The organism is Nonomuraea antimicrobica (assembly GCF_039536965.1).
GTDB classification, from domain to species: domain Bacteria; phylum Actinomycetota; class Actinomycetes; order Streptosporangiales; family Streptosporangiaceae; genus Nonomuraea; species Nonomuraea antimicrobica.
This window is the reverse complement of record NZ_BAAAZP010000049.1, coordinates 82,803-109,184: the sequence shown is the minus strand read 5'-3', so window position 1 is coordinate 109,184 and position 26,382 is coordinate 82,803. Positions and strand designations below refer to the sequence as shown.

At 70.2% G+C, this 26,382-nt stretch carries 27 protein-coding genes; 11 read left to right on the top strand and 16 right to left on the bottom strand.

Annotated features, from left to right (window positions below; all coding sequences use genetic code 11):
- Positions 1–118: 118 nt before the first annotated feature.
- The 4 genes from ABD844_RS13710 to ssd all read right to left on the bottom strand — a co-directional run bounded on the left by ABD844_RS13710 (position 119) and on the right by ssd (position 4,355).
- Positions 119–754 carry a type II secretion system F family protein gene (locus ABD844_RS13710; protein ID WP_344876710.1) on the bottom strand — a complete coding sequence of 212 codons (636 nt, stop codon included), beginning with the start codon at positions 752–754 and terminating at the stop codon, positions 119–121.
- A 332-nt stretch (positions 755–1,086) separates the two neighbouring features.
- Positions 1,087–1,797: a type II secretion system F family protein gene (locus ABD844_RS13705; RefSeq protein WP_344876708.1), complete on the bottom strand. Its 711-nt coding sequence runs from the start codon at positions 1,795–1,797 to the stop codon at positions 1,087–1,089.
- A gap of 216 nt (positions 1,798–2,013) precedes the next feature.
- Positions 2,014–3,279: a TadA family conjugal transfer-associated ATPase gene (locus tag ABD844_RS13700; protein ID WP_425568552.1), complete on the bottom strand. Its 1,266-nt coding sequence runs from the start codon at positions 3,277–3,279 to the stop codon at positions 2,014–2,016.
- Positions 3,280–3,323: 44 nt separating this feature from the next.
- Complete coding sequence (gene ssd / locus ABD844_RS13695; RefSeq protein WP_344876706.1) at positions 3,324–4,355, bottom strand: septum site-determining protein Ssd; 1,032 nt, start codon at positions 4,353–4,355, stop codon at positions 3,324–3,326.
- Positions 4,356–4,648: 293 nt separating this feature from the next.
- Here ssd and ABD844_RS13690 point away from each other — a divergent pair, with 293 nt between their 5' ends.
- The gene (locus tag ABD844_RS13690) at positions 4,649–4,888 is read left to right on the top strand and encodes a hypothetical protein (RefSeq protein ID WP_344876704.1); all 240 of its coding nucleotides are present in this window, start codon (positions 4,649–4,651) and stop codon (positions 4,886–4,888) included.
- A gap of 1,020 nt (positions 4,889–5,908) precedes the next feature.
- Here ABD844_RS13690 and ABD844_RS13685 read toward each other — a convergent pair.
- Positions 5,909–6,688, bottom strand: coding sequence for a Fic family protein (locus tag ABD844_RS13685; RefSeq protein WP_344876702.1), 780 nt, complete (start codon positions 6,686–6,688; stop codon positions 5,909–5,911).
- A gap of 369 nt (positions 6,689–7,057) precedes the next feature.
- Here ABD844_RS13685 and acs point away from each other — a divergent pair, with 369 nt between their 5' ends.
- The 5 genes from acs to ABD844_RS13660 all read left to right on the top strand — a co-directional run bounded on the left by acs (position 7,058) and on the right by ABD844_RS13660 (position 12,208).
- Positions 7,058–9,031 (top strand): acetate--CoA ligase, encoded by a 1,974-nt coding sequence (acs, locus tag ABD844_RS13680; RefSeq protein ID WP_344876700.1) that lies wholly within the window; start codon positions 7,058–7,060, stop codon positions 9,029–9,031.
- Positions 9,032–9,182: 151 nt separating this feature from the next.
- Positions 9,183–10,385 carry a Na+/H+ antiporter NhaA gene (nhaA, locus tag ABD844_RS13675; RefSeq protein ID WP_344876698.1) on the top strand — a complete coding sequence of 401 codons (1,203 nt, stop codon included), beginning with the start codon at positions 9,183–9,185 and terminating at the stop codon, positions 10,383–10,385.
- Positions 10,386–10,417: 32 nt separating this feature from the next.
- Positions 10,418–10,858 (top strand): phage holin family protein, encoded by a 441-nt coding sequence (locus ABD844_RS13670; protein WP_344876696.1) that lies wholly within the window; start codon positions 10,418–10,420, stop codon positions 10,856–10,858.
- Positions 10,848–11,768: an alpha/beta fold hydrolase gene (locus ABD844_RS13665; RefSeq protein WP_344876694.1), complete on the top strand. Its 921-nt coding sequence runs from the start codon at positions 10,848–10,850 to the stop codon at positions 11,766–11,768. The genes ABD844_RS13670 and ABD844_RS13665 overlap by 11 nt, the downstream gene beginning before the upstream one ends.
- Positions 11,765–12,208: a DUF309 domain-containing protein gene (locus ABD844_RS13660; protein ID WP_344876692.1), complete on the top strand. Its 444-nt coding sequence runs from the start codon at positions 11,765–11,767 to the stop codon at positions 12,206–12,208. Before ABD844_RS13665 ends, ABD844_RS13660 begins: the two co-directional genes overlap by 4 nt.
- Before the next feature lie 22 nt (positions 12,209–12,230).
- Here ABD844_RS13660 and ABD844_RS13655 read toward each other — a convergent pair whose 3' ends face one another.
- The 3 genes from ABD844_RS13655 to ABD844_RS13645 form a co-directional block, all read right to left on the bottom strand.
- Positions 12,231–12,839 carry a TetR/AcrR family transcriptional regulator gene (locus ABD844_RS13655; RefSeq protein ID WP_344876690.1) on the bottom strand — a complete coding sequence of 203 codons (609 nt, stop codon included), beginning with the start codon at positions 12,837–12,839 and terminating at the stop codon, positions 12,231–12,233.
- A 4-nt stretch (positions 12,840–12,843) separates the two neighbouring features.
- On the bottom strand, positions 12,844–13,821 hold the full coding sequence (locus tag ABD844_RS13650; RefSeq protein ID WP_344876688.1) for an aldo/keto reductase: 978 nt from the start codon (positions 13,819–13,821) through the stop codon (positions 12,844–12,846).
- A gap of 105 nt (positions 13,822–13,926) precedes the next feature.
- Complete coding sequence (locus ABD844_RS13645; RefSeq protein ID WP_344876685.1) at positions 13,927–15,117, bottom strand: MarP family serine protease; 1,191 nt, start codon at positions 15,115–15,117, stop codon at positions 13,927–13,929.
- A gap of 82 nt (positions 15,118–15,199) precedes the next feature.
- Here ABD844_RS13645 and ABD844_RS13640 point away from each other — a divergent pair, with 82 nt between their 5' ends.
- Positions 15,200–15,712, top strand: a complete 513-nt coding sequence (locus ABD844_RS13640; RefSeq protein ID WP_344876683.1) for a HEAT repeat domain-containing protein — start codon at positions 15,200–15,202, stop codon at positions 15,710–15,712.
- A gap of 24 nt (positions 15,713–15,736) precedes the next feature.
- Here the strand turns inward: ABD844_RS13640 and ABD844_RS13635 are convergent, their stop codons facing one another.
- Together ABD844_RS13635 and nth are read right to left on the bottom strand one after the other, a co-directional pair.
- Positions 15,737–16,384, bottom strand: a complete 648-nt coding sequence (locus ABD844_RS13635) for an NUDIX hydrolase (RefSeq protein ID WP_344876681.1) — start codon at positions 16,382–16,384, stop codon at positions 15,737–15,739.
- A gap of 72 nt (positions 16,385–16,456) precedes the next feature.
- Positions 16,457–17,179: an endonuclease III gene (gene nth, locus ABD844_RS13630; protein WP_344876679.1), complete on the bottom strand. Its 723-nt coding sequence runs from the start codon at positions 17,177–17,179 to the stop codon at positions 16,457–16,459.
- 221 nt (positions 17,180–17,400) lie between these two features.
- On the opposite strand from nth, the gene ABD844_RS13625 reads away from it, so the two are divergent.
- Positions 17,401–18,081, top strand: a complete 681-nt coding sequence (locus ABD844_RS13625; RefSeq protein WP_246074851.1) for a Crp/Fnr family transcriptional regulator — start codon at positions 17,401–17,403, stop codon at positions 18,079–18,081.
- Here the strand turns inward: ABD844_RS13625 and ABD844_RS13620 are convergent.
- From ABD844_RS13620 to sp36, 4 genes are read right to left on the bottom strand one after another with little or no spacing between them, the layout of a single operon-like run.
- Positions 18,063–18,854, bottom strand: coding sequence for an MBL fold metallo-hydrolase (locus tag ABD844_RS13620; protein ID WP_344876677.1), 792 nt, complete (start codon positions 18,852–18,854; stop codon positions 18,063–18,065). The genes ABD844_RS13625 and ABD844_RS13620 overlap by 19 nt on opposite strands.
- 31 nt (positions 18,855–18,885) lie before the next feature.
- Positions 18,886–19,680: an NUDIX hydrolase gene (locus tag ABD844_RS13615; protein ID WP_425568563.1), complete on the bottom strand. Its 795-nt coding sequence runs from the start codon at positions 19,678–19,680 to the stop codon at positions 18,886–18,888.
- 56 nt (positions 19,681–19,736) lie between these two features.
- Positions 19,737–20,195, bottom strand: coding sequence for a RidA family protein (locus ABD844_RS13610; protein WP_344876673.1), 459 nt, complete (start codon positions 20,193–20,195; stop codon positions 19,737–19,739).
- Positions 20,192–20,347: a Sp36 family protein gene (sp36, locus tag ABD844_RS13605; RefSeq protein ID WP_217708645.1), complete on the bottom strand. Its 156-nt coding sequence runs from the start codon at positions 20,345–20,347 to the stop codon at positions 20,192–20,194. The genes ABD844_RS13610 and sp36 overlap by 4 nt, the downstream gene beginning before the upstream one ends.
- Before the next feature lie 76 nt (positions 20,348–20,423).
- Between sp36 and bagA the strand changes: the two genes are divergently transcribed.
- The gene (gene bagA / locus ABD844_RS13600) at positions 20,424–21,425 is read left to right on the top strand and encodes an ATPase BagA (RefSeq protein ID WP_344876670.1); all 1,002 of its coding nucleotides are present in this window, start codon (positions 20,424–20,426) and stop codon (positions 21,423–21,425) included.
- Complete coding sequence (bagB, locus tag ABD844_RS13595; protein WP_344876668.1) at positions 21,422–22,549, top strand: ATPase BagB; 1,128 nt, start codon at positions 21,422–21,424, stop codon at positions 22,547–22,549. Before bagA ends, bagB begins: the two co-directional genes overlap by 4 nt.
- Positions 22,550–22,598: 49 nt before the next feature.
- Here the strand turns inward: bagB and ABD844_RS13590 are convergent, their stop codons facing one another.
- The gene (locus ABD844_RS13590; RefSeq protein ID WP_090771382.1) at positions 22,599–22,895 is read right to left on the bottom strand and encodes a WhiB family transcriptional regulator; all 297 of its coding nucleotides are present in this window, start codon (positions 22,893–22,895) and stop codon (positions 22,599–22,601) included.
- A 244-nt stretch (positions 22,896–23,139) separates the two neighbouring features.
- Here ABD844_RS13590 and ABD844_RS13585 point away from each other — a divergent pair, with 244 nt between their 5' ends.
- Complete coding sequence (locus ABD844_RS13585) at positions 23,140–25,413, top strand: transglycosylase domain-containing protein (protein ID WP_344876665.1); 2,274 nt, start codon at positions 23,140–23,142, stop codon at positions 25,411–25,413.
- Positions 25,414–25,736: 323 nt separating this feature from the next.
- Here the strand turns inward: ABD844_RS13585 and ABD844_RS13580 are convergent, their stop codons facing one another.
- Complete coding sequence (locus ABD844_RS13580; protein WP_344876663.1) at positions 25,737–26,195, bottom strand: GatB/YqeY domain-containing protein; 459 nt, start codon at positions 26,193–26,195, stop codon at positions 25,737–25,739.
- Positions 26,196–26,382: the final 187 nt, after the last annotated feature.

Genomic DNA, 26,382 nt, shown 5'->3' with positions numbered 1-26,382 from the left:
GCGCTGGTGGGGGCTGATTGCGAGCTGGAAGTACGGCGTTGTGGGGGCGCGGTTGGTGGGAGAGGTGCGGGCGTGGTCGTTGTCCGTGGGCTGCTTGTGCGAGCGAGTTGGTGGTGGCCTACGGGATGATGATCGTGGAGGCGAGGCCGGCGACCACTGGGACGATGCCGAGCAGGACGAACGCCGGCAGGAAGCACAGGCCAAGGGGTGCCACGGCTTTCACCCCGACGCTTCTTGCCGAGGCGACGGATGCGGCTCGGCTCGCCTCTCGGGCGTCGTCCGCCAGGCGGGTCAGGACGTCGGCCACAGGGGCGCCGCTTTGAGCTGCTCGGCTCATGGCTCGGGAGAGTTGGCCCATGGCGGGCTCTCGGGCCAGGGAGGACCAGGTCGGCTCTGGGTCTGCGCCGAGCCCTAGTTGGCTGCTGACCCATGACAGGCGTTCGCCGAGTGGGCCGCCGATCGCGCTCGCGGCGATCTCGGTGGCGGCGCTGACGGGGCGGCCTGCGCGTAGGCAGGCAGTCATCAGGTCGGCGGCGAAGGGGAGGTCGGCGGCCATTCGGCGACGGTCGGCTTGGGCTTGTGGCGAGGTTTGCGCTTTGTGGTGCAGGAACAGGGCCGCCGCGGGGGTGATGAGGATGCCTGCGACGACTCCTGCGCTGCCGCCGATCAGGAGCGCGAAGATCAGGCCGATGCAGATGGCTGTCAGGACCGATTTGCGGGTGAGGCGGTGCTGACGTGGGGTCGGCTGCTCCAACCAGGCGGGGTGTGGGAGCTGGATGTGGGGGTTGGTGGTGGCTTGCTGGTGCTTGGCGGGTGGGAGCTGTTGCTTGGCGCGTGGGGTCTGGTGCTTGGCGCGTGGTGGGGTGGGGTGGGCCTGGGGCGGTTCGAGGGTGTGGGAAGGCGGTGATGGGTGGGGGTGTAGGCGGGTGAGGCGTTCTGTGGGGGTTCTGGGTGAGAGCCAGAGCCAGGCGGACATCGCTGCGCACAGGGCAGACAGCAGGTGGAGCATCGTCAGGTCCGATCGGTGGTTCGGTGCGAGTGCGAAGAACGGCGGGTCGCGTCCTTCGCCGAAATGCCGCAGCTCGTTCAGCCCTGCGCCTGGGTGGCCATGCGGTTGGTCCACCACAGGCCGCACGCGTCGAGTGACACACCGGCGATCAGGCACATGAAGCCCGGGATGCTGCCGAACAGGAACTCGAGCGGATGCATGTTCAGGGCCCCGGCCATGAGGAGGCCGAGGGCCGGCAGGACGGCGAGCATTCTGGCCGTGGTGCGCGGGCCCGCCAGTTGTGCTGCGACGTCCTGGCGATGGGCTTGGGCTGCTCTCAACGTTTGTGCCACCCGGTCGATCAGGGAGGCCATTCCTGCCCCAACCGTGGTGCCGACCTCCCAGCAGGCCGCCAGTTGGCGGAGCCCTTCGCCTCCTTGAAGTGGGGCCGCTGTCGTCAGCGCGGCTGCGACGTCGCCGCCGTCCCTGGCCGCGGCGATGACCGAGCGGAGGAGATCGGGGTCGGGGAGGTCTACTGCCGAGATGGCTCTGGTCATGGCCTCGCCTGGAGTGCGTCCGGCTGAGAGCTCTGCGGACAGGGACTGGCAGAGCTCTATCGAGGCTCGTCGCCAGGCGTCGGCACGGCGGGTGGGGCTGGGGCGGGTGAGCAGCTTGGACAGTGATGGCCACGTTGGTGCGGGGGTGCTTGAGGTCAGCAGGTGGGAGAGGCGGGTGGTGGCCGTGGTGGGGCCTGTCCACAGCCAGATCGCGCAGGCTGTGGACAGGGCGGATATCAGGGCGTTGGTCATGGGGTCTCGTAGTGGGGGTGGCGGGGTGAGGGCTCCCTGGTGCTGCGGCTTCGCGACGCGGATGGCGGATGGCAGCAGGTGTTGCCTGCCGTCGTGGGTGGTGGGCGCTGCCTCGCATCAGGGGGTATCGCCTTGCGCGATGCGGCTGTTGCTGCTGGTCGTCTGGCTTGTCTCGTCGCTTCTGCTGTCTCCGTCGCTTCTGCTGTCTCGTCGCTTCTAGGGACGGGCTCGGCGGGCCAGGGCCTCGTAGCCGGGGCCGGGTTGGACGGTGCCTTGAGGGTTGAAGGTGAGGGCCGGAACCGACTCGACCAGGCCCGTCGGAGTCCTGGCGAGCAGGCAGATCTCGGCTATGCGCCTGCGGCCGTCCTGGCGGCTGCGGGTCAGGTGGATGACGGCGTCGAGAGCCGCTGCGAGCTGGCTGTGTACGGCCTCCCTGGTCAGGCCCGCCGCACAACCGAGGGCCTCCAGGCGGGGTGGTACGTCGGCCGCCGTGTTGGCGTGCAACGTGCCGCAACCGCCCTCGTGCCCGGTGTTCAGGGCGGCCAGCAGGTCCACGACTTCCGCTCCGCGTACCTCCCCCACCACCAGGCGGTCCGGGCGCATTCTGAGTGCCTGACGTACGAGGTCACGCAACTCCACCCCGCCCGCACCCTCCAGGTTGGCCGGGCGGGTCTCCAGGCGTACCACGTGGGGGTGGATCGGGCGCAGCTCGGCCGAGTCTTCCACGAGCAGGAGGCGTTCGCCTTGGTCGGCGAGGGAGAGCAGGGCCGACAGGAGCGTGGTCTTGCCCGTGCCGGTGCCGCCCGTGACCAGGAAGGCGAGCCTGGCGGTGACCATGGCGGTGAGCACCGGGATCGCGGATGGGGTGATCGTGCCCGCGGAGACCAGGTCGGTCAGGGTGAAGGTGCGTCGTGGCGGCAGACGTAGGGAGACGCAGGTGCCGCCGGAGGCCACGGGGGGAAGCACCGCGTGGAGGCGTACGCCGCCCGGAAGGCGGGCGTCCACGTACGGGGAGGCGTCGTCCAGGCGTCTACCGGCGGCGGTCGCGAGGCGTTGCGCCAACCTGCGTACGGCTCCGTCGTCGGTGAAGGCGACCGACGTGCGGCGTAGGCCGGTGCCGTCGTCGATCCACACCTCACGAGGGCCGTTGACCAGGACGTCCGTTACGTCGGGGCGGGCGAGGAGCGGCTCCAGCGGGCCCGCGCCGATCAGGTCGGCGCAGAGTGCCCTGGCCACGGCGAGGATCTCCGCGTCGCCGTATACGGCCTTCTCCGCTCTCAGAGCCACCGCGACCTGGGCGGCCGTGGGCTCCACGCCTGCGCGGGCGAGGCGGACGCGAACGGCTTCGACCAGGTCAGGGGAGACCGTGGTGGTTGGGGGAAGCAGGGCGGCTTGTTGTGGTGGCTGGTGTGTTCGTGGTTGGGGTCCTTGTTGCGCTTGGTGCTGCTGCTTTTGGGGAGATTGGGATGGGCGTGGGCCCATGGCTTGTGGGGTGGGTGGGCGTGGGGTGGTGGTGGAGTTTGTGGTCATGTCGCCGGTAGGAGGTCGCGGAGGAGGGAGGTGCACAGGGCGCCCAGTACGGTGCGCGGGCCGAGTCCCGGGAGTTCGCCACGGTTGAGGGTGGCTGTGAGCCTGGGTTGGTCGGGGAGGCTCCCTGCCGAGGGGATGCCCAGCGAGGACATGGCCACGTCGTCGTCCAGGACTCCCGGGCGGAGGATGGCGCGGATGTCGGCGGTGTGTTTGCGTACCTCGGAAACGACCTGGGCGGCGGAGAGGATGCCGCGTACGTCGGCCGTGGCCACCGTCAGTGTCGTCTGCGCTCGGGTCAGGGCCTCTGTCGCGGCGGGGTCCAGGTGCCTGGGGAGGTCCACGATGACCAGGTCGAAGCCGCGTCTGCCCGCTTCGAGCACCGAGCGCATGGCCTGAGACGGGATCTCCGCGACCTCGCCTCTGTGGAAGGACAGGACGGCCAGGTCTCCGAACGCCGGGAGCGCCGCCTGCAGCGCGCTGGAGTTGATCCTGCCCTCCCTTGCCACGAGGTCGCCCCAGCGGGCGCCTGACGCCTCCTCGTGGCCCAGGAGCGCGTCTATGCCGCCGCCGAGCGGATCGGCGTCCACCAGGAGGGTGCGAAGGCGGTCGGCCGAAGCTCGCAGGGCCATGCAGGCGGCGAGTACGCTCGCGCCCGCCCCGCCTCGGCCGCCGATCACGCAGACCACGGATCCCGAGCGGGGGTCTGGCTCCATGGCGTCCGCGAGCCGGTCGACCAGGTCGCGCTCGTCGCCCGGGAGGGTGATGACGGCCTGGGCACCGACTGCTACGCATTTTCGCCAGGTGTCGGGGTCTTCGCCGTCTCGGGTCACGAGGAGGACCTGGTCTCGGGGTGGGGGTGAGGTGGCGGCCACGTTGTCGGCCTGGTCGGCGCCTATGGCTATGAGTGGGGCGAGGTTCCAGAACGGGCGGGCGTGGGCTGGGACGTGCGCCACGTCGAGTTGCGCGCCTGCTGCGGCTGCGATGCGGACCAGGTCGTCGAGCAGGGCATAGTCTTCGGTGATGACCAAGGGGCGGTGCATGGTGGTCGGCCTCCCGGGTGGATGCGGGTTGGGATCGGATGGGTGTGGCGGCTTGGGGCCGGGTGGGTGTGGCGGCTTGGGCCGGCGTTGGGAGGTCGAGCTTGCTGGAGGTGGGCAAGGCGGTGGGGAGCCGAACGGGGTTCTGTGGATTGTGGAGGTGGAGGTGGTGAGTGGCTGTGGACGAGTGAGTCCCCGGCCTTCGAGTGGCTGTGGTGGTTGTGGGGGCAGCGCGGTGTGGATGGGGTGTCCGGGGGTTGCTGGCCACGCGCCTCCGGGAGGCCGTGATAGGCACGCTCAGTGGTACGGACCGCCGGGCGCGGCGATGGGGCCGGACGCCGGGCACGGTGACGCCGGGCACGGTGACGGCAGGCGCGGTGACGGCAGGCGCGGTGACGGCAGGCGCGGTGACGGCAGGCGCGGTGACGGCAGGCGCGGTGACGGCAGGCGCGGTGACGGCAGGCGCGGTGACGGCAGGCGCGGTGACGGCTGAGGCGGGCGTCTTGGCGCGGGTGAAGGCGTGAGTGGCGCGGAGGGCAGGTGACGCGCGGAGCCACGCCAGGTGGGTGCGGCGGAGCGATGAAGGTCAAGGGCACCGTGGTGTGCGGCCCCGTGGGACGTGCTCAGTGGAGCGTCGAGGGACGAGCGGTGGCGTACGTGCTCAACGGCGTCCCAAAGAACGAACGGCTGTTACGCGGGCGAGGAAGCGTGGCCCGTACGCGTGGCGTCTGTGAGGGGCCGTCCGCCTGCGGAGGGCGCATCGCCCGCGCGGGCCAAAAGGGCCGGAAAAGGGGCGACCCCCGCCGGGGGGGAGAGCGGGGGTCGCCTGACCGGTCCGGCTCCGGGGGGGTAGAGCCGGTCCCGTTTCAGAAGAAAGCTTTCATCACTAGACCGGAGCCTGGCAAGGGACTTGCAAAGCTTCCCGTGCAAGGACGCTCCAGTTTCGGGCGATACCTCCGTATGCTGCCCGATCAACTTGAGTTTCGTCGAGGAGCAATCTCGCATTTCCGCCAAGTTTTTTCGCCACCTCATAACGATCACATAAAGACCGTTACTCAGAGTAAGCATCACGGCTTGGCGTCGGGATCGCTCCAACGGCTCGCCCTCGCGCGCCGCCGGAGCACGACCACAGCGGGGTAAAGGTCTTGCTCCGAGGGGTTCCCATCAGGGCAGATCCGACGTAGAAAGGGGTTACGGACAGTTGTCCGGGTGCATCAACCGGGCACCCACGCGCGACCAGCCGCGGGAGGCGCGTCGTAACGGGCTTGACCCGCTTCGACGAATACAGGTGCACGCTTGGTAACCCGGCGTGATGCGCAGGCAGGCGGCGTCTCGTGACAGAGACGCCGTCAGCTATGTCGGATTCCTCCCAGAATCCAGACATTCCTCAAGAATCCGGGCATTCCCCTATGGATCCAGCGTTACTCAACGAACCTGGCATTCCCGCCCTGACCTGGTGTTCCTCGATGGATTTCGAGTGCTCGGGCTTCCCCGGTCGCCGAGGCTCCCGCACCCCCAGGCGGCCGAGGCCCGGGGCCGGAACGTCAGCCGCGCTGCATGGCCTCACAGATCGCAGTCGTCTCGCGTACGCCGAGCCTTACCGCGGAGGCACAGTGCTGTACCCAGGCGGCCACCCCCTCAGGCGTCCCGCCCAGGTACGCCCGCAGCGCCTCCCCGTACGCGGGCTCCAGATGCCCCACCTCCACCGCCACCAGGGACTTCGGGTCCAGGCCGTACTCGACCAGCGTCAGCCGCTCGGCGGCGCGGGCCACGACCCCGTCCGCCGTACCGAACGGGCGCAGCACCGCCAACTCCGCGTGCACCACGGCGGCCAGCACGACCGCGGACGCCTTCGTGGGCCGTTCCAGCAGGTCGAGCAGGCCCTCCACGCGGACCGCGGCGTCGGCGGCGGCCGGCGCGGGGCCCAGACCCAAGGGGTCGGAGGTCTCGTCGAACGAACGCGGGCGCCCCAACTCCTCCTGAGACACGAGCCCGGCCGCGGCCACGGCGTGCAACCTGGCGAGCACCTGCCTGGGCGCCTTCCGCCAGGTCGGCCCCATGCGTCCCATTTCCGCAGACACGCGCAGCGCCCCCTGGACCAGGGGATCGTGGATCTCGTCGCGGCGCAGGGCGTCGAGGGGCACGTCGACGCCCTCGACGGCGGCCGACGCACGGGCGCCGCGCAGGGCCGACTCCGCGGACACTGCGGGGCTGGCCCGGCGCAGGACTCGGTGACGGTACAGTCTGTCGACGGCCTGCCGGGCCTCGTCCACCGCCTCGGGGACGCCGGGGAACTCCGCGATGACGGCCAGTGGATCACTCACGGTCCCGACCTTACCCGCGGGTAGGACCCAGATTTCCCAAGGCCGCGCGGACGCCGGTGACCTGCGATCGGGGCGCGACCGAGCCCCGCGTCCCGACCGAGAGTGACAGGACGCGAGCGCCCGCCCCTCGGACAAGCCGACCGCGGAGCCCTCCACAAATGGGACCCATAAAGCGCCGCCATCCCTCGCCCGCACATTCTCAAGATTTCAGGATGACAACATTTCAATAGCATTTGTAATGCATCGTGATAAAACATCCCCGCCACCGGCCGCTCGGTACAGACCTGTCTAGACCTCTTGTGTACGGAGGTCGTGAGCTGGTGAAGTGGGACACGAACCTATCCAATCTGGCCATAGAAGGAGCACGAAGTGGCCCCCGAGACCGCTGGCAACGACACCCAGGCGCTGTCCAACCTGCTGCAGGAGAACCGCCGGTTCGCACCGCCTGCTGACCTGGCGGCGGCCGCGAACGTGACCGAAGCCGCATACGACGAGGCCGCAGCCGATCGCCTCGCCTTCTGGGAACGCGCGGCCGAACGCCTGACCTGGGCCGACCGGTGGGACACGACGCTCGAATGGAATCCGCCCTTCGCGAAGTGGTTCGTGGGCGGCCGGCTCAACGTGGCCTACAACTGCGTCGACCGCCACGTCGAGGAGGGCCGGGGCGACAAGGTCGCCTACCACTGGGAGGGCGAGCCCGACGGCGACACGCGCACCCTCACCTACAGCGACCTCAAGAACGAGGTCAGCAAGGCCGCCAACGCCCTGCAGGAGCTCGGCGTGGCCAAGGGCGACCGCGTCGCGATCTACATGCCGATGATCCCCGAGCTGCCGATCGCGATGCTGGCCTGCGCCCGCATCGGGGCGATCCATTCGGTGGTGTTCGGCGGGTTCTCGGCCGGCGCGCTGAAGAGCCGGATCGACGACGCCGACGCCAAGCTGGTCATCACCGCCGACGGCGGCTACCGCAGGGGCAAGCCGTCGGCCCTCAAGCCGACCGTGGACGAGGCCGTCGCCGAGTGCCCGCAGGTGGAGCACGTCCTCGTCGTACGGCGTACCGGCCAGGACGTCGCCGCCGGCGACAAGGACGTCTGGTGGCACGACCTGGTGGATCGCCAGAGCGACCAGCACACCGCCGAGCCCCACGACGCCGAGGACCCGCTGTACATCCTCTACACCAGCGGCACCACCGGTAAGCCCAAGGGCATCCTGCACACCACCGGCGGCTACCTGACGCAGGCGGCCTGGACCCACCACGCGGTCTTCGACCTCAAGCCCGAGACCGACATCTACTGGTGCACGGCCGACATCGGCTGGGTGACCGGCCACTCGTACATCGTGTACGGCCCCCTGGCCAACGGCGCCACCAGCGTCATCTACGAGGGCACCCCGGACACCCCGCACCGGGGCCGGTTCTGGGAGATCGTGCAGAAGTACAAGATCACGATCCTCTACACGGCTCCCACGGCGATCCGGACGTTCATGAAGTGGGGCGACGACATCCCCGCCAAGTACGACATGTCCAGCCTGCGAGTCCTGGGCTCCGTCGGCGAGCCGATCAACCCCGAGGCGTACGTCTGGTACCGCGAGCACATCGGCCACGACCGCTGCCCCGTCGTGGACACCTGGTGGCAGACGGAGACCGGCGCCATCATGATCAGCCCGCTGCCCGGCGTGACCTCGGCCAAGCCCGGCGCCGCCATGCGCCCGCTGCCGGGCATCAGCGCCGACGTGGTCGACGACCAGGGCAACAGCGTCCCCGACGGGGGCGGCGGCTTCCTCGTCGTACGCGAGCCGTGGCCGTCGATGCTCCGTACGATCTGGGGCGACGACCAGCGCTACATCGACACCTACTGGAGCCGCTTCGACGGCATGTACTTCCCCGGCGACGGCGCCAAGAAGGACGACGACGGCGACCTGTGGCTGCTCGGCCGCGTGGACGACGTCATGCTGGTCTCCGGCCACAACATCTCCACCACCGAGGTGGAGAGCGCGCTGGTCAGCCACCCGAAGGTGGCCGAGGCGGCCGTCGTGGGCGCGACCGACCCGGTGACGGGCCAGGCCATCGTGTCGTTCGTGATCCTGCGCGGCACGGCGGAGGAGAGCGACGACATCGCCGCCGACCTGCGCGACCACGTGGCCAAGACGCTCGGCCCGATCGCCAAGCCGCGCCAGATCCTGGTGGTGCCCGAACTCCCCAAGACCCGCTCGGGCAAGATCATGCGCCGCCTCCTGCGCGACGTGGCCGAGAACCGCAGCGTCGGCGACGTCACCACGCTGGCCGACAGCACGGTGATGAACCTCATCTCGGAGAAGCTCCCCTCCGCCAAGGCCGAGGACTGATCTCTCCGGCGCGCTAGAAAGCCCCATCTAGCCGCATGTCCCGAAAAATCGGGATATGCGGCTAGATGTCTTCTGTACGCTGGTATGTGGTGTGCCGGGAAGTCTGGTCGGCGAGTCAGAGCAACGACGGACCAGACGAAAGAGAGCTTCCTTGCGTACCGAGCTGTGGCCGTTCCCGACCGGCGCCCGCTACGCCCGTGCCCTGGCCGAGGCCCTGCGGACCGAGACCATCGGCGGCATCATCATGCTCCTCGCCGCCGCAGCCGCCCTGATCTGGGCGAACCTCTCCCCCACCGGCTACGACGCGTTCCGCGCCACCGAGGTCGGCCCGCTCGAACTGTACAAGTGGGCCCAGCACGGCCTGCTGACGATCTTCTTCTTCGTGGCGGGGCTGGAGGTCAAGGAGGAGTTCGTCCACGGCGAGCTGGCGAACCCGCGCAAGGCCGCCCTCCCGATCATCGCCTCCCTGTGCGGGATGGTCATGCCGGCCGTCGTCTTCCTGCTCGTGAGCTGGGGCGCGCCGGACGCGGCCCGGGGCTGGGCGATCCCGACGGCCACCGACATCGCGTTCGCGCTCGCCGTGCTGGCCGTGACCGCCGGCGCGATGCCGGCCGCGCTGCGCGCGTTCCTGCTGACCTGCGCGGTCGTGGACGACCTGGGCGCGATCCTGGTCATCGCGATCTTCTACACCGAGCGGCTGAACGTCTTCATGCTCCTGCTCGGCGCCGCGTTCGTGGCCGCGTACGGGCTGCTCCAGCGCCGCCGCGTCACCAGCCCGTGGCTGCTCGTGCCGCTCGCGCTGGCCGCCTGGTACGCCGTCGAGAACAGCGGCGTGCACGCCACCGTCGCGGGCGTCGCCCTCGGCCTGCTGACCAGGGTCACCCCGGACCGGCCCGAGCTGCGCTCCCCCGCAGAGGCGGCCGACCACTTCTTCCGGCCCATCTCCGCCGGCCTGGCCGTGCCCGCGTTCGCCTTCCTGTCGGCGGGGGTGAAAATGGACGGCTCAAACCTCGGCGCTATCTTGTCCGATCGGGTAGTTCTGGGAGTGATGGCGGGGCTCGTGCTCGGAAAGTTCCTCGGCGTGTTCGGTGGTGCCTGGCTGTCGGTGCGGCTCGGCCTGGCGAGACTGTCGGAGGAGCTCCACTGGCGGGACATGGCGGCGGTGTCGTTGCTGGCCGGGATCGGGTTCACGGTGTCACTGCTGATCGGCGACCTGGCGTACGGAGCCGACCGGCAGCGCGCCGAAGCCGTCACCATCGGGATCCTCGCGGCCAGCGTCGTCGCGTCGATCCTGGCGGCGGCGCTGCTCAAGGCCCGGGTACGCACGCGTCGCACGGCGCTGGATGATGTTTGACACGGCCGCCAGGCCCCGATAGGAGACGTTTCATGCCGCAGACTCCCGAGGAAGAATCCCTGGGCTCGCTGGTCGCCCAGGCGAGCAGCCACATCTCGTCCCTGATCCGCTCGGAGATCGAGCTGGCCAAGGCCGAGTTCCGGTTCGACGCCAGGCGGGTCGGCATGGCGGGCGGGCTGTTCGCCGCCGCCGCCTTCATGGCGCACCTGTGTCTGATCCTCGCCTCGTTCACGATCGCGTTCGTGCTCGCCCAGTGGTTGCCCAACTGGGCGGCCTTCCTCATCGTGACCGTGTTCTATCTGCTGGTCGCGGGTCTGCTGGTGTTCATCGGGATCCGCCGGCTCAAGGGGCTGGCCGGGATGAAGCGCACGGCCAGATCGATCAAGGGACTCAAGGAGATCGCCACGCATGACGAGCAGCCACTGCCGGCGCTCGCCCCCGACCGCGAGCCGGTGACCCGCGATGGCACCTGACGAGTCGGTCGTTCAGATCCCCGGGCCCTGGACGCACCGCGCGGTGCACGCGGGCGGCACCCGCTTCCACGTCGTCGAGGCGGGTGAGGGGCCCCTGGTGCTGCTGCTGCACGGGTTCCCCCAGTTCTGGTGGACGTGGCGACACCAGCTCGTCTCGCTGGCCGGGGCCGGATACCGGGCGGTGGCGCCCGACCTGCGCGGCTACGGAGGCAGTGACAAGCCGCCGCGCGGCTACGACCTGCCCACCCTGGCCGCCGACGCGACGGGGCTGATCAGGGCGCTGGGCGAGACCGGGGCCATCGTGGTGGGGCACGACTGGGGCGGGCTGCTGGCCTGGACGATGGCCGTGCTCGACCCCAAGTGCGTACGCCGTCTGGTCGCCGTGTCGGCCCCCCATCCGCTGCGGCTGCGCAGCGCGCTGGTGGCCGACCCCTTCGGGCAGCTCAGGGCCAGTGGCCGGCGGCTCGGGTTCCAGCTTCCGCTGCTTCCCGAGCACCGGCTCACCCGCCAGGACGCGGTGCTCGTGGGGCGGCTGCTGGATGGTTGGTCCCGGCCCGGCTGGCCCGACCCCGCCGAGTCGCGTACCTATCGCGAGGCGTTCCGCATCCCGGCCGTGGCGCACTCGGCGCTCGAATACCACCGGTGGTTCGGCCGCTCCCAGCTACGCCCCGACGGGCGGCGCTACGCCAGGGCCATGCGTACGGAGGTCGAGGCCCCCACGCTCCAGTTGCACGGCGCGCTCGACCCGAGCGTCCTGCCGCGCACAGCGCACGGTTCGAGCCGCTACGTGGCGGCGCCCTACCGGTGGCGGCTGCTCGAAGGCGCCGGCCACTTCCCCCACGAGGAGATTCCCGACGTGTTCGACACCGAGCTGCTCGGCTGGCTGAACGATCCGGAGCCCGACCGATGAGAGACCGCGACCCCGGGGGCAGACCGCGCAACGCCCGCCCGCGCGACGCGTACGGCCGGCCGCTCCCCTACGGCGCGCCCGGCATGCCGAGGGTCCCCGACGACTACGCCCCCACCACCGAGCAGGCGCTCGCCGACGGCCGCCGGTTCCTGGAGGAGGGGCTGCCGTTCAACGCGCACGAGGTGTTCGAGGGGCGCTGGAAGTGCGCGCCGGACGACGAGCGGGAGCTGTGGCAGGGGCTCGCGCAGATCTGCGTGGGGCTGACGCACCTGCAGCGCGGGAACGGGCGGGGGGCGGTCACGCTGTTCAGCAGGGGGGCGGCCAAGGCGCAGTCGTACGGGGGCGCGTACGACGCCGTGGGGAAGGCGGCCTCGGCCCTGACCCAGGACAGCGACCCGGACACGGCCATCGCGTCGGTGCTGGGCAGACTGCCCCGCTGACCGGCCGCCGTCAGAGGGGCCGTCAGAGGGTCAGTGCGGCGCGCCCGGCGACGAGGGCGAGCGTGGCGGCGGCGGCATGCCGGACGGCGGTGTCCACGGCCTGCGCACCCTCGCCGAACATCCCCAGGTGCAGCAGCCCCGCGTGCCCGTGCGCGGTGGCGGCCACCGCCATCCCGAGCGCCTCTGCCGCCTTCTGGTCGCCGCCCGACAGGGACATCGCGGCCGACTGGAAGGCCGCCTTCACCGGCTGCGCGGCTCGTTCCAGCTCCGGCTCCCCGACCGGCGTCAACGCGCCGAACAACGCCTCGAACAGCGCCCGGTGCCCGGCCGCGAACCGCACGTATCCCCGCGCCACCGCCGCCAGCCGCTCCTGCGGAGAGTCGCCACCGCGCTCGGCCGTCACGGCGGCCACGAGCAGCTCCCCAGCGCGCACTCCCACCGCCAGCAGCAGTTCGTCGCGGTCGGCGAAGTGCCGGTAGGGGGCGCTGACCGCGACCCCGAGCCGCCGGCTCGCCTCCGCCAGCGAGAACCCCTGCACGCCCTGCTCGGCGATCATCTCCACAGCGGTGTCGATCAGCGCGGCGCGCAGGTCGCCGTGGTGGTAACGGTCGCGTTTGGCGGTTCTGGGCACCGCCTCAGGTTAGCGACAGCTCGTCCAGCTTGCCGATCTCGGCCTCGGTGAGCCGGAACTCCATCACGGCGGCCGCGTCCGCCGCCTGCCGGGGCTTGGACGCGCCGGGGATGGCCACGACGGTGTCGCCGTAGCGGGTGATCAGCCAGTTGAGCGCCACCTGGGAGACCGAGACGCCGTACGCCTTGCCGATCGCGCGCATGGTGTCGACCAGCGGCCTGGTACGGGCGAGCCCCTGGGCGCTGAGCCCCCGCCGGTCGAGGACGCCGAAGAAGCGGCGCATCACCGGCTGCGATCTCACCAGCGCGGGGTCGTCGTGGAACCGGCCGCTGAGCAACCCGCCCTGCAACGGCGAGTACGCGATCAGCGTGACGCCCAGCCTGCGTGCCGCGTCGAGGACGCCGTCGCGCTCGACGTTCCTGTGCAGCAGGTTGATGCGCACCTGGTTGGCGGCCAGGGTGACGCCCTCGGCCGCGAGCACCCGGTGGGCGAGCACGAGTTGCCTGGCGGAGAAGTTGCTCACCCCGACCGAGCGGATCTCGCCCGACTTCAGCAGCGCCGCCATGGCCTTGAGCTGGGCGGGGATGCTCGACCACGATCCCGTGGGCATGTGGATCTGGTGCAGGCCGACGGGGAAGCCGCCGAGGTGGCGCAGGCGGTCGCCGATCGTCCGGGTGATGTCGGCGGCCGTACGGCCCAGCGGCGCCCATTTCGTGGCCACCGTGACCTCGCCGGGCGCGATGCCGCACGTCTTGAGCGCGGCGGCGAGGGCCTCCTCCGACTGGCCCTGCCCGTACATCTCCGCCGTGTCGAACCAGTTGACGCCGCCGTCGAGGGCGGCCCGCACCACCGAGGTGACCGTCTCCTGGTCGATGGGCCTGATCATCCAGCGCACCACGTTCCTGGTGCCGGAGAACTGCATGCACCCCAGGCCGATGGGGCTGAGCTCGATGTCGGTTCGGCCGAGTCTGCGTGTCGTCATGACTCCCCCTCAATGTGATTGGCTATCACATTGTGAGAAGCTATCACATCGGGGCGCGCGGAAGGGAGATCCCTTCCTGGAGGTGAATGGATCAGAGGTGCGTGGTTAGTCGCACTCCTGCGTGCTGGCCGGTGTGGTGTCGGTGCGGCCCGCCGAGGCGTCGGGAGCGACCTCCTCGGCCGTCAGCACGTAGCCGGTCTGCTCCTCGTTGGTGGCGGCGGCGAAGATCACGCCGTAGACCTTGCCGTCGACGGTCAGCAGCGGGCCCCCGGAGTTGCCCGGCAGCACCTGGCCGCGGATCGCGTACACCTTCCTGCTGACCGTGTTCGCCCGGTAGATGTCGGGGCCCTCGGCGGTGAGCTGGCTGCCGATCCTGGCGGGCTCGGCGGTGAAGCCCTTGCCCTTGGGGAAGCCGGCGATGATCGCGTTGTCGCCGCGTGAGCCGTCGCCCTCGAAGGAGAGCTGCGGCAGGTCGAGGCCGGGCACGTAGAGGATGGCGATGTCGCGGCGCGGGTTGTAGCGCACGACCGTGGCCGTGTGGCGGGTGTTGGTGGAGTCGATGATCTGCAGGTCGCGGCTGACTCCGGCCACCACGTGGGCGTTGGTCATGATCCGGCCGGGGGCGTAGACGAAGCCGGTGCCCTCGATGTGCTTGTTGCAGCTCTCGGCGTTGCCCTGGACCTTGACGATCGCGCGGCGGGCCCGCGACAGCTCGGCGCCCTGCAGCACGCTCTGGTCGGGCGGCTGCACGTCGATGAGCTGCCCGGCGCCGATCGCGTCGAAGACGGGCGGGAACTCGGAGCGGTCGATGAACTTCCTGAACGGCTGCTGCCAGTTGCGCGCGGCCTGCGGGATGGCGTCGTCGACCGTGGTCAGCAGCGCGGAGTTCTTGACCTGGTCGACGAGCGGGGAGAACGACGTGGAGACGATCAGCGAGCCGATCAGCCAGGCGATGACCAGCACCGACAGCCCGCTGGCGAACGTCCCGCCCACCGCGTCGGCGACCTTGGCCGGCTCCCACGTGACGTGGCTGCGCACGACCGCGCCCAGCGTCGAGGAGGCGAACTGCCCGATCGTGGCCGCCAGGAACACGATCACGATCGCCAGCAGGGCCTGCGGCGTGTCGCCGTCGACGACGACCTTGGAGATCGGCGGCGCGATGAACACCCCCAGCACGGCGCCGCCCACGAACCCCACGAAGCTCATCGCTCCGATGATGAAGCCCTGCCGGTATCCCGAGATGCCGAAGGCGATCACCAGGCCGATCAAGATGAGGTCAAGCAGATCACCGCGCACGTTTCAAAGGTAACCAGGGATACGGTCAAGTGTGCACGTCTTCGATCAGGACGGCGTCACTCACCTGGCTATCTTGAGCGGTATGCCGCCGGACGAGGGAACAGTGCGCGATCTCATCCAGGCAGCGCTGCGCGACACCGACCCCGACGGGCCACTGCGCTGGCACGTGATCTCGTTGCTGCGTCAGCGGGGCGACCTGGAGTCGTTCATCGAGGCGCGGCGGCTGTGCGCGGCCGACAGCGTCGCCGAGCGGCTGCTGGGCGTGGACATCATGGGGATGTTGCGGCCGTTCGTGGACCGTACGCTGCCGGTGCTGCGCTATCTGGCCGCCAGCGAGGACGACGCCATGGTGCTCTACTCGGTGCTGATCGCCTTCGGCCATCTGGCGGACCCGCGCTCGCTCCCGTCGGTGATCGACCTGGCCCGCCACGACGACCCCAGAGTGAGGTACGGAGCCGCGTACGCGCTGCAGCACGTCCTCGGCGAGCCCCCCGACCGGGCGGGCCTGGAGACGCTGCGCGCACTGGCCGACGACAGCGACGCCGACGTGGCCGGCTGGGCCTCGCTCGGGGTCGCGCTCAGAGCGGCCCGCTGACCGGGGCGGTATCGAGCGCCCGGCTCACCGCCGCGAGGCCAGGTTCACCACCTCGGGCGGCAGCTCCTCCGTACGCGTCGGGTCCCACGGCAGTTCGAGCCCGGCCTCGCGCAGCACCGTGTCGAGCACCATCGCCGTAAAGCCCCACACCAGCATCCCGCGCACCCGGAACGCCGGCCCCGCCGTGCCTCTGGAGTGGCGGAGCATGATCCGGTTGCCGGGATCGACCAGCTCGGCGATCGGCACCCGTTCGACGGAGTCGACCTCGTCGGGCGAGGCCGCGTGCACCGCCGACGGCTCACGCCACCAGGCGATCACCGGGGTCACCCGGTTGTCGCTGTAGGTCAGGTAGAGCTCGGGCATCGTGCACAGGACGTGGACGCCCTCCGGGTCGGCCCCGGTCTCCTCCTCGGCCTCGCGCAACGCCGCCTCGATCGGCCCGGCGTCCTCGGGGTCGACGCCGCCACCGGGGAAGGCCGGCTGGCCGGCGTGCCTGCGCCCCCGGGTGCTGCGCTGGATGAGCAGCACGTCGGGCCCGTTCGGCCCCTCACCGAACAGCATCAGCACCGCGGCGGCGCGTCCGCGCCCTGCCGGAGGCCGCAGGACGGGGGGCACCCCGATCCGCTGCGCCTGCGCCGCCAGTCTCTCCAGCCAGTCGGGCACTTGAGTCACGCATCCTCCAACACGACGTCATGCGATTGGCTTCCCGTGGTAATGGCTTCCCGTGGTAGCGGCTTTCTTTGGTCAGGAGAACGGGCCCGGCCTGACGAGCTTCGAGGCCTCGGCGGGGGCGGTGGGGCCGGTGCCGTACGAGGGGCAGAGCCCGGCCAGCGGGCACACGCCGCACGCGGGCCGCCGGGCGTGGCAGATGCGGCGCCCGTGCCAGATCACCCGGTGGGAGAAGATCGTCCACTCGCGCCGGGGCAGCAGCTCGCCGACGAGGTGCTCGATCTTGACCGGGTCGGTCTCCTCGGTCCAGCCGAAGCGGCGCACGAGCCGCTGGAAGTGCGTGTCCACGGTCAGGCCCGGGACGCCGAAGGCGTTGCCGAGCACCACATTGGCCGTCTTGCGGCCCACCCCGGGCAGCGTGACCAGGTCTTTCAGCTTGCCCGGCACCTCGCCGCCGAACCGCCCGCAGACCGCCTGGGCCATGCCGATGATGCTGTTGGTCTTGGCACGGAAGAAGCCGGTCGAGCGGATGATCTCCTCCATCTCCGACCGGTCGGCGGCGGCGTAGTCATCCACGGTCGGATATTTCGCAAAGAGGACGGGGGTCACCATGTTGACCCGCTTGTCCGTGCACTGCGCGGAGAGGATGGTCGCGACCAGGAGCTCCAGAGGGTTGGCGAAGTCGAGCTCGCAGTGGGCGTCCGGGTAGGTCTCCGCGAGGATGCGGTTCATCTTGCGCGCCCGCCGCACCAGTGCGAGCTGGGTCTCCGGCTTGCGCCCCGCCGCGTTCGTCGCCATGCGGCAAGCGTAGAAGCTCCTGAGGAGGGTTGAACCCAGGACGGGATTTCCCCGTACGACCCAGCGTGCGGAAGGGGACCGGTCACGGTACAGGAGCGGCAGTCCTGTACCTTTCCCCTGGACTCGACATATCTGGGCAAGTCCAGAGCACTCTCACATTCCCCTAACCTGTGTGTGCTGCCCAGAGTGGGGTGAGTCACAATGGCAGCAGAGGAGGCAGAGTGAACACCGAAGATGTGCTGGGCAAGGCCCCCCTGTTCGCCGCGCTGGACCGCGAGAGCGCCGCCGCGCTGCGCACGAGCATCACTGAGGTCCAGCTGTCCAAGGGCCAGACGCTCTTCCACGAGAACGAGACGGGCGACCGGCTCTACGTCGTGCTGGAAGGCAAGATCAAGCTTTCCCGTACCTCTCCTGACGGGCGGGAAAACCTGCTGAGCGTGCTGGGGCCGAGCGAGATGTTCGGCGAGCTGTCGCTGTTCGACCCGCGCCCGCGTACGGCGACGGCGACGGCGCTGACCGAGGTGCGCCTGGCCGGGCTGGGCCACGACGACCTGCGGCCCTGGCTGACCGGCCGGCCGGAGGTGGCGCTCCACCTGCTGCGCGCGCTCGCGCAGCGGCTGCGGCGCACCAACGACGTGCTCGCCGACCTGGTGTTCACCGACGTGCCAGGACGGGTGGCCAAGCAGTTGCTCGACCTGGCCGAGCGGTTCGGCACCAAGACCGACGACGGCCTGCGGGTGCACCACGACCTGACGCAGGAGGAGCTGGCGCAGCTCGTCGGCGCCTCGCGCGAGACGGTCAACAAGGCGCTGGCCGACTTCGCCCAGCGCGGCTGGCTGCGCATCGAGGCCAAGGCCGTGGTCATCCTCGACATCGACCGGCTCTACAACCGGTCGAGATAGTCGAGCTGGGCCAGTACCGACATCTCGGCGGCCGGCCAGAGCGAGCGGTCGACGTCGGCGTACACGATCTTGACGATCTCGCGCGGAGTGCGGGCGCCCTGCGCGCGGGCCGCCCTGATCTGGTCGAGCCGCTCACGCCGGTGCGCGATGTACCCGTCGAGGGCCCCGATCGGGTCGGGCAGCACCGGGCCGTGGCCGGGCAGCAGCGCCCGCGCCTCAAGGCTCTCGGCCGCCGCCCTGAGCCGGTCGAGGCTGCGCAGATAGTCGGCCAATCCGCCGTCGCGGGCGATGATCGTGGTGCCCCGGCCGAGTACGGTGTCGCCGGTCAGCATCGCCCGGTCGGCCGGCAGCCAGAAGCACAGCGAGTCGAACGAGTGGCCCGGGGTGCCGTAGACGTGGATCTCCAGCCCGGCCACGGTGACCACGTCGCCGTCGGCCAGGCCCTCGTCTCCGAGCCGGTGGCGCGGGTCGAGCGCGCGTACGGGCGCGCCGGTCAGCTCCGCGAACCGCCTGGCTCCGCCGCTGTGGTCGAAGTGCCCGTGGGTGAGCAGGATCTCGGTGACCCGGCGGGCCCCGAGGTGCTCGTGCACGCGGCGCAGGTGCGACTCGTCCGCCGGCCCTGGGTCGACGACGACCACCTCCTCGCCGGCGCCGATCACCCAGGTGTTGGTGCCGTCGAGGGTCATCGCGGAGGGGTTGGGGGCGAGCAGGTTCTCGGCGTGCTCGGTACGCGAGCCGTCGGGCGTCCCGATCGGGATGTGCAGGCCGCTCATCCAGTTCCTTTCCCGGCGTGCGCGCGCTCGCTCACGACGTCACCAGCCGCAGCTCGCCCTCGATCTCCACGGCCCTGGGCATGATGGTCACGATCTCTCTGCGCGCGGCCAGGACGTCGGCCACGCGGTCGTAGGCGGTCAGCTCGCCGAGCGTGTGGTGGGTGGGCGGCATGAGGAAGATCTCCCCTTCGCGGGCCAGCTCGAGCGCCTCGCCCGGCCGCTGCCAGATCACCCGGTCGGCCTCCCCGCCCACGTCCCGCGTACGCTGCCCCTCCGGCAGCACCGCGACGAAGAACCGGGTGTCGAACCGTTTGCTCTCGATCTCCGGCGTGATCCAGTGGGCCCACGGCTTGAGCAGGTCGGAACGGAGCACCAGGCCGCGCCTGGCCAGGAAGTCCGACAGGCCGAGGCTCCGGTCGATCAGCGCCAGCCGGTCGGCCTCCCAGTCGTCGCCGGTCGTGTCGGCCACCACGGAATCGGGCCCCGGGCCCGCCAGGAGCACCCCGGACTCCTCGAACGTCTCGCGTACGGCCGCGCACACCAGCCCGCGCGCCAGCCGTTCGCCCGCATTGAAGACCTCGCCCCACTCGGCCGGGGAGGGCCCGGCCCAGGCGACGTCCTGGTCGGCGTCGCGGGCGTCGACGGAGCCGCCGGGGAAGACGTACGCGCCCGCCGCGAAGGCCATGGTGGCCTTGCGTCGCAGCAGGTAGACCTCCGGCCCGGGGCGCAGGAGCACGACCGTGGCGGCGTCCCGGGCCGGCGCCGGACGGACCCGGCCGGCCAGCACGTCCCGCGCCCGGGCGGCGAGCTCGGCTGAAAGCGGCAATCCGGTCACATGACCTCCTTTTAGAACATCACTCGGTCATGGTGACATATGCCTGCTCAACCGACTTCGGCGATCACCTCCACCTCGACGGGCGAGTCCAGCGGCAGCGCGGCGACGCCCACGGCGCTGCGCGCGTGCCTGCCCTGGTCGCCGAACACCTCGCTGAGCAGGTCGCTGGCGCCGTTGGCCACCTGCGGCTGCTGGGTGAAGCCGGGGTCGCTGGCGACGAACACGACGACCTTGACGATCCGCCGGATGCTGGACAGCTCGCCCAGCTCCGCCTTCAGCGCGGCCAGCGCGTTGAGCACGCAGATGCGCGCCTGCGCCTTGCCCTCGTCGACGCCGAGGTCGGCGCCGAGCTTGCCGGTCTGGTGCAGCTTGCCCTCCAGCATCGGCACCTGGCCCGAGGTGTAGACCAGGTCACCGGTGCGGACGGCCGGCAGGTAGGAGCCGGCCGGCGCGGCAGGCGCGGGCAGCGTGTAACCCAGCTCCTCGATCCGCTGCTCCGGGGTCACTGCTTCTCCCTCTTGAAGTAGGCGACGAGCTGCTCGGGCGAGGCGCCCTGCACGATCTGGACGAGCTCCCAGCCGTCGGCGCCGAAGTTGTCGAGGATCATCTTGGTGTTGTGAATCAGCACGGGGGCTGTGAGGTACTCCCACTTCTTCATGGGGGCAGCTTATTGTGAGCAATCTCAAAGGGTGGTCGTCGGCTTTCGACAAGTGACCGTTCGGTAGCCTCGAATCGTGGACTCTCCGGACCCGGATTGGGCCGACGTACGACTGCACGTCGTCACCGGCAAGGGCGGCACCGGCAAGACGACCGTCGCCGCCGCCCTCGCGCTCGCCCTGGCCTCTGGCGGGCGCAAAGTGCTGCTCGTGGAGGTGGAGGGCAGACAGGGCATCGCGCAGATCTTCGACCTGCCGCCCCTGCCCTACGAGGAGCGCAGGATCGCCGTCGCCCCCTCGGGCGGCGACGTGTACGCGCTGGCCGTCGACCCAGAAGAGGCCATGCTCGAGTACATGGAGATGTTCTACGGCATGCGCCGGGCGGGTCGGGCATTGACCAAGATGGGCGTCGTCGACTTCGCCACCACCGTGGCCCCCGGCTTCCGCGACGTCCTCGTCACGGGCAAGACCACCGAGGCCGTACGCAGGCGCGGCAGGAACGGCCGCAGGGTCTACGACGCGGTCGTGCTCGACGCGCCGCCCACGGGCCGCATCACGCGCTTCCTGAACGTCACCAAGGAGGTCGCGGGCCTGGCCAAGGTCGGGCCCATCAAGAACCACTCGGAGCTCGTCAACGGCGTCGTGAAGTCCCCCGAGACCGCCGTGCACTTCGTCACCCTCCTGGAGGAGATGCCGGTGCAGGAGACGCTCGACGGCCTGGCCGAACTGCGCTCGGCGAAGCTTCCCCCCGGCGGGATCTTCATCAACATGGTGGCCGAGTCACTGCTGCCGCGGGCCGCTCTTGACAGGGCTGTCAAGGGCCGATTCGACGCTGACGAGCTCACACTGGGGCTCAAGGCCGCCGGGGTCACCGACGCCGCGCAGGCCACGGCACTGGCCCAGGCGCTCGCGGCGGAGGTCGCCGAGCACGCCCACCGCACCGAGCTGGAGCGCGCCGAACGAGAGACGCTGGCCGGGGCGGGGCTGACCACGTACGAGCTGCCGCTGCTGGCCGACGGCGTCGACCTGGCCGGCCTGTACGAGCTGGCAGAGAGCATGCGCACCCAGGGAGCAGCGTGAAGAAGCCCGCCACACTCGACATCGACGCCATCCTCGACGACGAGGGCACCAGGATCATCGTCTGCTGCGGCGCCGGCGGGGTGGGCAAGACCACGACCGCGGCGGCGCTGGGCCTGCGGGCCGCCGAGCGCGGCAGGTGCGCGGTCGTGCTGACCGTCGACCCGGCCAGACGCCTGGCCCAGTCGATGGGGCTGACCGAGCTCGACAACACGCCGCGCCTGGTCGTCTCCCCCAAGGGCGACGGCCAGCTCTGGGCGATGATGCTCGACATGAAGCGTACGTTCGACGAGATCATCGAGGCGCACGCCGACCCGGCGCGAGCCCGGCAGATCCTGTCGAACCCCTTCTACCAGTCCCTGTCCTCCAGCTTCTCCGGCACACAGGAGTACATGGCCATGGAGAAGCTGGGACAGCTCCGCCGCTCGGACGAGTGGGACCTGATCATCGTCGACACGCCGCCCTCGCGCTCGGCGCTCGACTTCCTCGACGCTCCCGAGCGACTCGGACGCTTCCTCGACGGCAGGTTCATCCGGCTGCTGACCGCGCCGGCCAAGGCCGGGGGACGCAGCGCGTTCCGGCTGCTCAACGCCGGGTTCGGGTTGATGGCCGGGGCGATGACCAAGCTGCTCGGCGCACAGGTGATCAAGGACCTGCAGACCTTCGTCTCCGCCCTCGACGCCGTGTTCGGCGGGTTCAGGCAGCGTGCCGAGATGACGTACAAGCTGCTCCAGGCGCCGGGCACGGCCTTCCTCGTGGTGGCCGCGCCCGAGCGCGATGCGATGCGCGAGGCGTCCTACTTCGTCGAACGCCTGGCCGAGGAGCGCATGCCCCTGGCCGGCCTCGTGGTCAACCGGGTGCACGGGTCACCCGCCTCGGCACTCTCCGCCGCCCGCAGCGCCGCCGCCGCGGAGGATCTGGAGTCGAGGGGCGAGCACGAGCTCACCGCGGCGGTGCTGCGGCTGCACGCCGGGCGAATGCAGCTCGCTGCCCGCGAAAGCCGCGAGCAGGAGCATTTCATCTCGGCCCATCCCACGGTGCCCGTGGCACAGGTTCGCGCCATGTCCGAGGACGTCCACGATCTCGCCGGACTGCGGCGGATCGGGGACCTGCTGGCCACCGCATAGAAGTACGGCCGGCGGGCGGCGCCGGCCGTACGCGGTCGCCGGGCTGGGATCAGCCCGCGATCAACTCGTTGGTGCGTTCGTACTCTTCCTTGGCGGACTCGAGCAGGTCGCGCCACGAGTCCACATCGGGCCGCCGTCGAAGCAGCGCACGTCGTTCCCGCTCGGTCATACCGCCCCACACCCCGAACTCGATGCGATTGTCCAACGCATCGGCGAGGCATTCGGTACGAACCGGGCAGCCCCGGCAGATGAGCTTGGCTCGGTTCTGCGCGGCGCCCTGCACGAACAGGGCATCCGGATCCGCACCCTTACAGGCGGCACGGGAGGTCCAATCCGTGATCCACATTTGTTCGACCCCACTCCCCTTAGGTGGTCAGTCGTCATTTGGGGCCGACGGGCGCGGGCGCCGAGCCTCCGTATTCAGTTGCCGCAGAGGAGAACGTACGCAACTAGACGTTCGGGCCGACAGACCCCAGAGGACCAATTTCTCGCGGCTGTCTTGACCGGGAATGACTAGTCACCCCCGTCAGTCAAGGCGAAATGGTGTCGCGCTACCGAAAACGCCAGTCTTTCGACGTACTCTTAGAGGCGTGCAAGCCCAGGGCAAAGATCGTTCCAACCCCATCCTGAGCCTCCTGCGCCTCGTCATCGCGGGAGGCGCCGCCGGGGTGCTCGCGGCCGCCGTGGCGTTGCCGGCGGTCGGCGGAGCGGGCATGTCCACCAAGAGCGCCGTCGAGGCGCTCAACCTCAAGCCGGAAGCGCTCGACGAGCCTCCTCTGTCGGAGCGCACCGAGCTCTTCGACGCCAACGGCAAGCGGATCGCGCAGTTCTACTTCGAGAACCGGCAGTCCGTGACGCTCGACAAGGTCGCCCCGATCATGCAGCAGGCGCTGATCGCGATCGAGGACTTCCGTTTCTACCAGCACGGGCCGATCGATGTGGAAGGAACCGCCCGAGCGCTGGTGAAGAACCTGACCACCGGCGGCGTGACGCAGGGCGGCTCGTCGATCACCCAGCAGTACGTCAAGCAGGTGCTGGTCAACAAGGCCGAGACGCCCGAGGAGCAGGCCGCGGCCATCGCCCCCACGGTCTCGCGCAAGCTGAGCGAACTGCGCTACGCGATGGCGATCGAGAAGAAGTACACCAAGAACCAGATTCTTGAGAAATATCTCAACATCGCCTACTTCGGCGCGGGCGCGCACGGCATCCAGGCGGCGGCCAGGCGCTTCTTCGACAAGCCGGCCTCCGAGCTCGACCTCTCCGAGGCCGCCACGCTCGCCGGCGCCGTCCAGAACCCGGCCCGCACCGACCCCAACATCGGCGCCGAGTCCCGGCAGCGACTGCAGGAGCGGCGCAACGTCGTGCTCGACCGGATGGCGGAGATCAAGGTGATCACGCCGCAGCAGGCCGCCGAGGCCAAGGCCGAGAAACTGGGCTACAAGGACGTCAAGGTCCCCGGTGGCTGCGAGGCCAGCAAATACCCGTACTTCTGCCTCTACGTCCAGTACGAGATCCTCAACAACGAAGACTTCGGCAAGAACCAGGACGAGCGCAGGAAGCTCCTCCAGCGCGGCGGCCTGCGCATCACGACCACCCTCGACCCGAAGACACAGGCGGCCGCCGAGAAGGCGATCAAGAAGTACGTCAGCGCCAAGGACAAGCCCGTCGCCTCGCAGGCCATGGTCGTCCCCGGCACCGGCGAGATCAAGGCCATGGCCGCCTCGCGGAAGTTCGGCCGCAGCAAGTCGAGCAACGAGATGAGCTACAACATCGTGGCCGACGCGGCGCACGGCGGCGGGCGCGGGTTCCAGCAGGGCTCGACGGCCAAGGTCTACACGCTGGCCACGGCGCTGGAAGAGGGGCTCAAGTACGGCGACGGCTTCCCGTCCCCCGCCGGCTACACCGCCGGCGGCTACAGCTCGTTCAAGAACTGCAAGAACCAGAACGTCGGCGACCCCACCCACACCGTGCGCAACTCCAGCGAGGGCGGCGGCGGCTTCAAGACCCTGGAGTCCGGCACCTGGGGCTCGGTGAACACGTTCTTCGTCAAGCTGCAGGAAGAGGTCGGCCTCTGCGACGTGGTCAAGATGGCCAAGAAGCTCGGCGTCAAGCGGGCCGACGGACAGAAGCTCTCTGAGGTCGAGACGTTCACGCTCGGGGTGAACGAGGTCGACCCCGTCACGATCGCCAGCTCCTACGCGGTCTTCGCCTCGCGCGGCCAATACTGCAAGCCGCTGGCGATCACCGAGATCAAGGACAGGAACGGCAAGGCCACGCAGTACAAGCCGAAGTGCTCGCAGGTGCTCGAGGAGGAGGTCGCCGACGCGGTCAGCGGCATCCTGTCCGGGGTCTTCACCAAGGGCACGATGACGGAGGTCGGCGGCATCGGACGCGACGCGGCCGGCAAGACGGGCACGACCGACAACTACATGTCGGCCTGGTTCTCCGGCTACACCCCCGACCTCGCCTCCGCCGTCAGCCTGGGCGACCCGCGCGGCACCTCGGCCCACAAGCTCATCGGCATCACGATCGGCGGGCAGTACTACCCGTACGTGTACGGGGCCTCGATCTCCGGGCGCATCTGGAAGGACTCCATGATCGAGGCGCTCAAGGGGGTCGACAAGACGGAGTTCTCGCCGGTCGACCAGTCACGGTTCGGCGGCTGCACCGCCAACTGCGCGCCCAAGCCCAAGAAGGACAAGGAAGAGCCGGGGCCCGACGACCCGTTCGACATCTTCGACCGCGGCAACGGCGGCGGCCCGACCGACGACGGCGGCGGGGGCTGGGGCGGGCCCGGCGGCAACAACGGCCAGGGCAACGGCCGCGGCGGCGACGCCGGCCCCATCATCACGCCGGGCGGCTGAGAGCTGCTGAGACCCTCTCACGCCCCGCGGGCCCGTGGCCCCTGGCCTAGGAGGGGCTCGCGGGCTCCTGGGGCCTCCAACGGGCGCTGAGGACCGCACAGGGCCATGCCCGGCCTCCCGCAGAGGCTCTCGAGCAGCGGGCCCATACGGCGCCTTCAACAGACGAACCCCGCGAACCCCGCAGAAGAGCCGGCGGACAGGCACACTCACCGGCCCTCCACAGGGGCTTTCCAGCTTGCGAGCACGTACGGAGGCGCTCCACAGGAGCTTTCCAGCAGCTTGCGGACAGGCGCGCACGTACGGAGGCGCTCCGCAGGGACTTTCTAACCTGCGGACAGGCGCGAACGGACGGTGGCGGCCACCCGGCCGCCCTCGGCTCGCCCGGCGACCTTCGGATTGACCGCCTTCATGACCTGCCCCATGGCCTGCGGCCCGGCCGCGCCCGTCTCGGCGATGGCGGCGTCGACCAGCGCGGCCAGTTCCTCGTCGGAGAGCTGCGCCGGCAGGTACCCCTCCAGCACCGCCTGCTCGGCCAGCTCCGCCTCGGCCTGCTCCTTACGCCCCGCGTTACCGAACGCCTCGGCCGCCTCGCGCCGCTTCTTGGCCTCCTTGGTCAGGACCTTGATGACCTCGTCGTCGGTCAGCTCCCTGGCCTCCTTGCCGGCGACCTCCTCGACGTTCACCGCGGCCAGTGCCATGCGGATCGTACGGAGGCGTAGCTCGTCACGGCTCTTCAGCGAGGCCGTCAGGTCGGCCTTCAGCTTGTCCTTCAATGCGCTCATGCGGTCCATCTTGCCGCCTGCGCGGACCGGCCCGGTTCACCACGCACAGCAGACGAACGAACCCCCCGTTCGCCACCCGCACCAAACGAGCCACCCGTCCCTCCCTCACGCATGCCAGGCGAGCGACCCGTGTTGTCCGCCACGCACACCAGGCAAGCGCCCGACCCCCTCACCACCAGGTGAACGC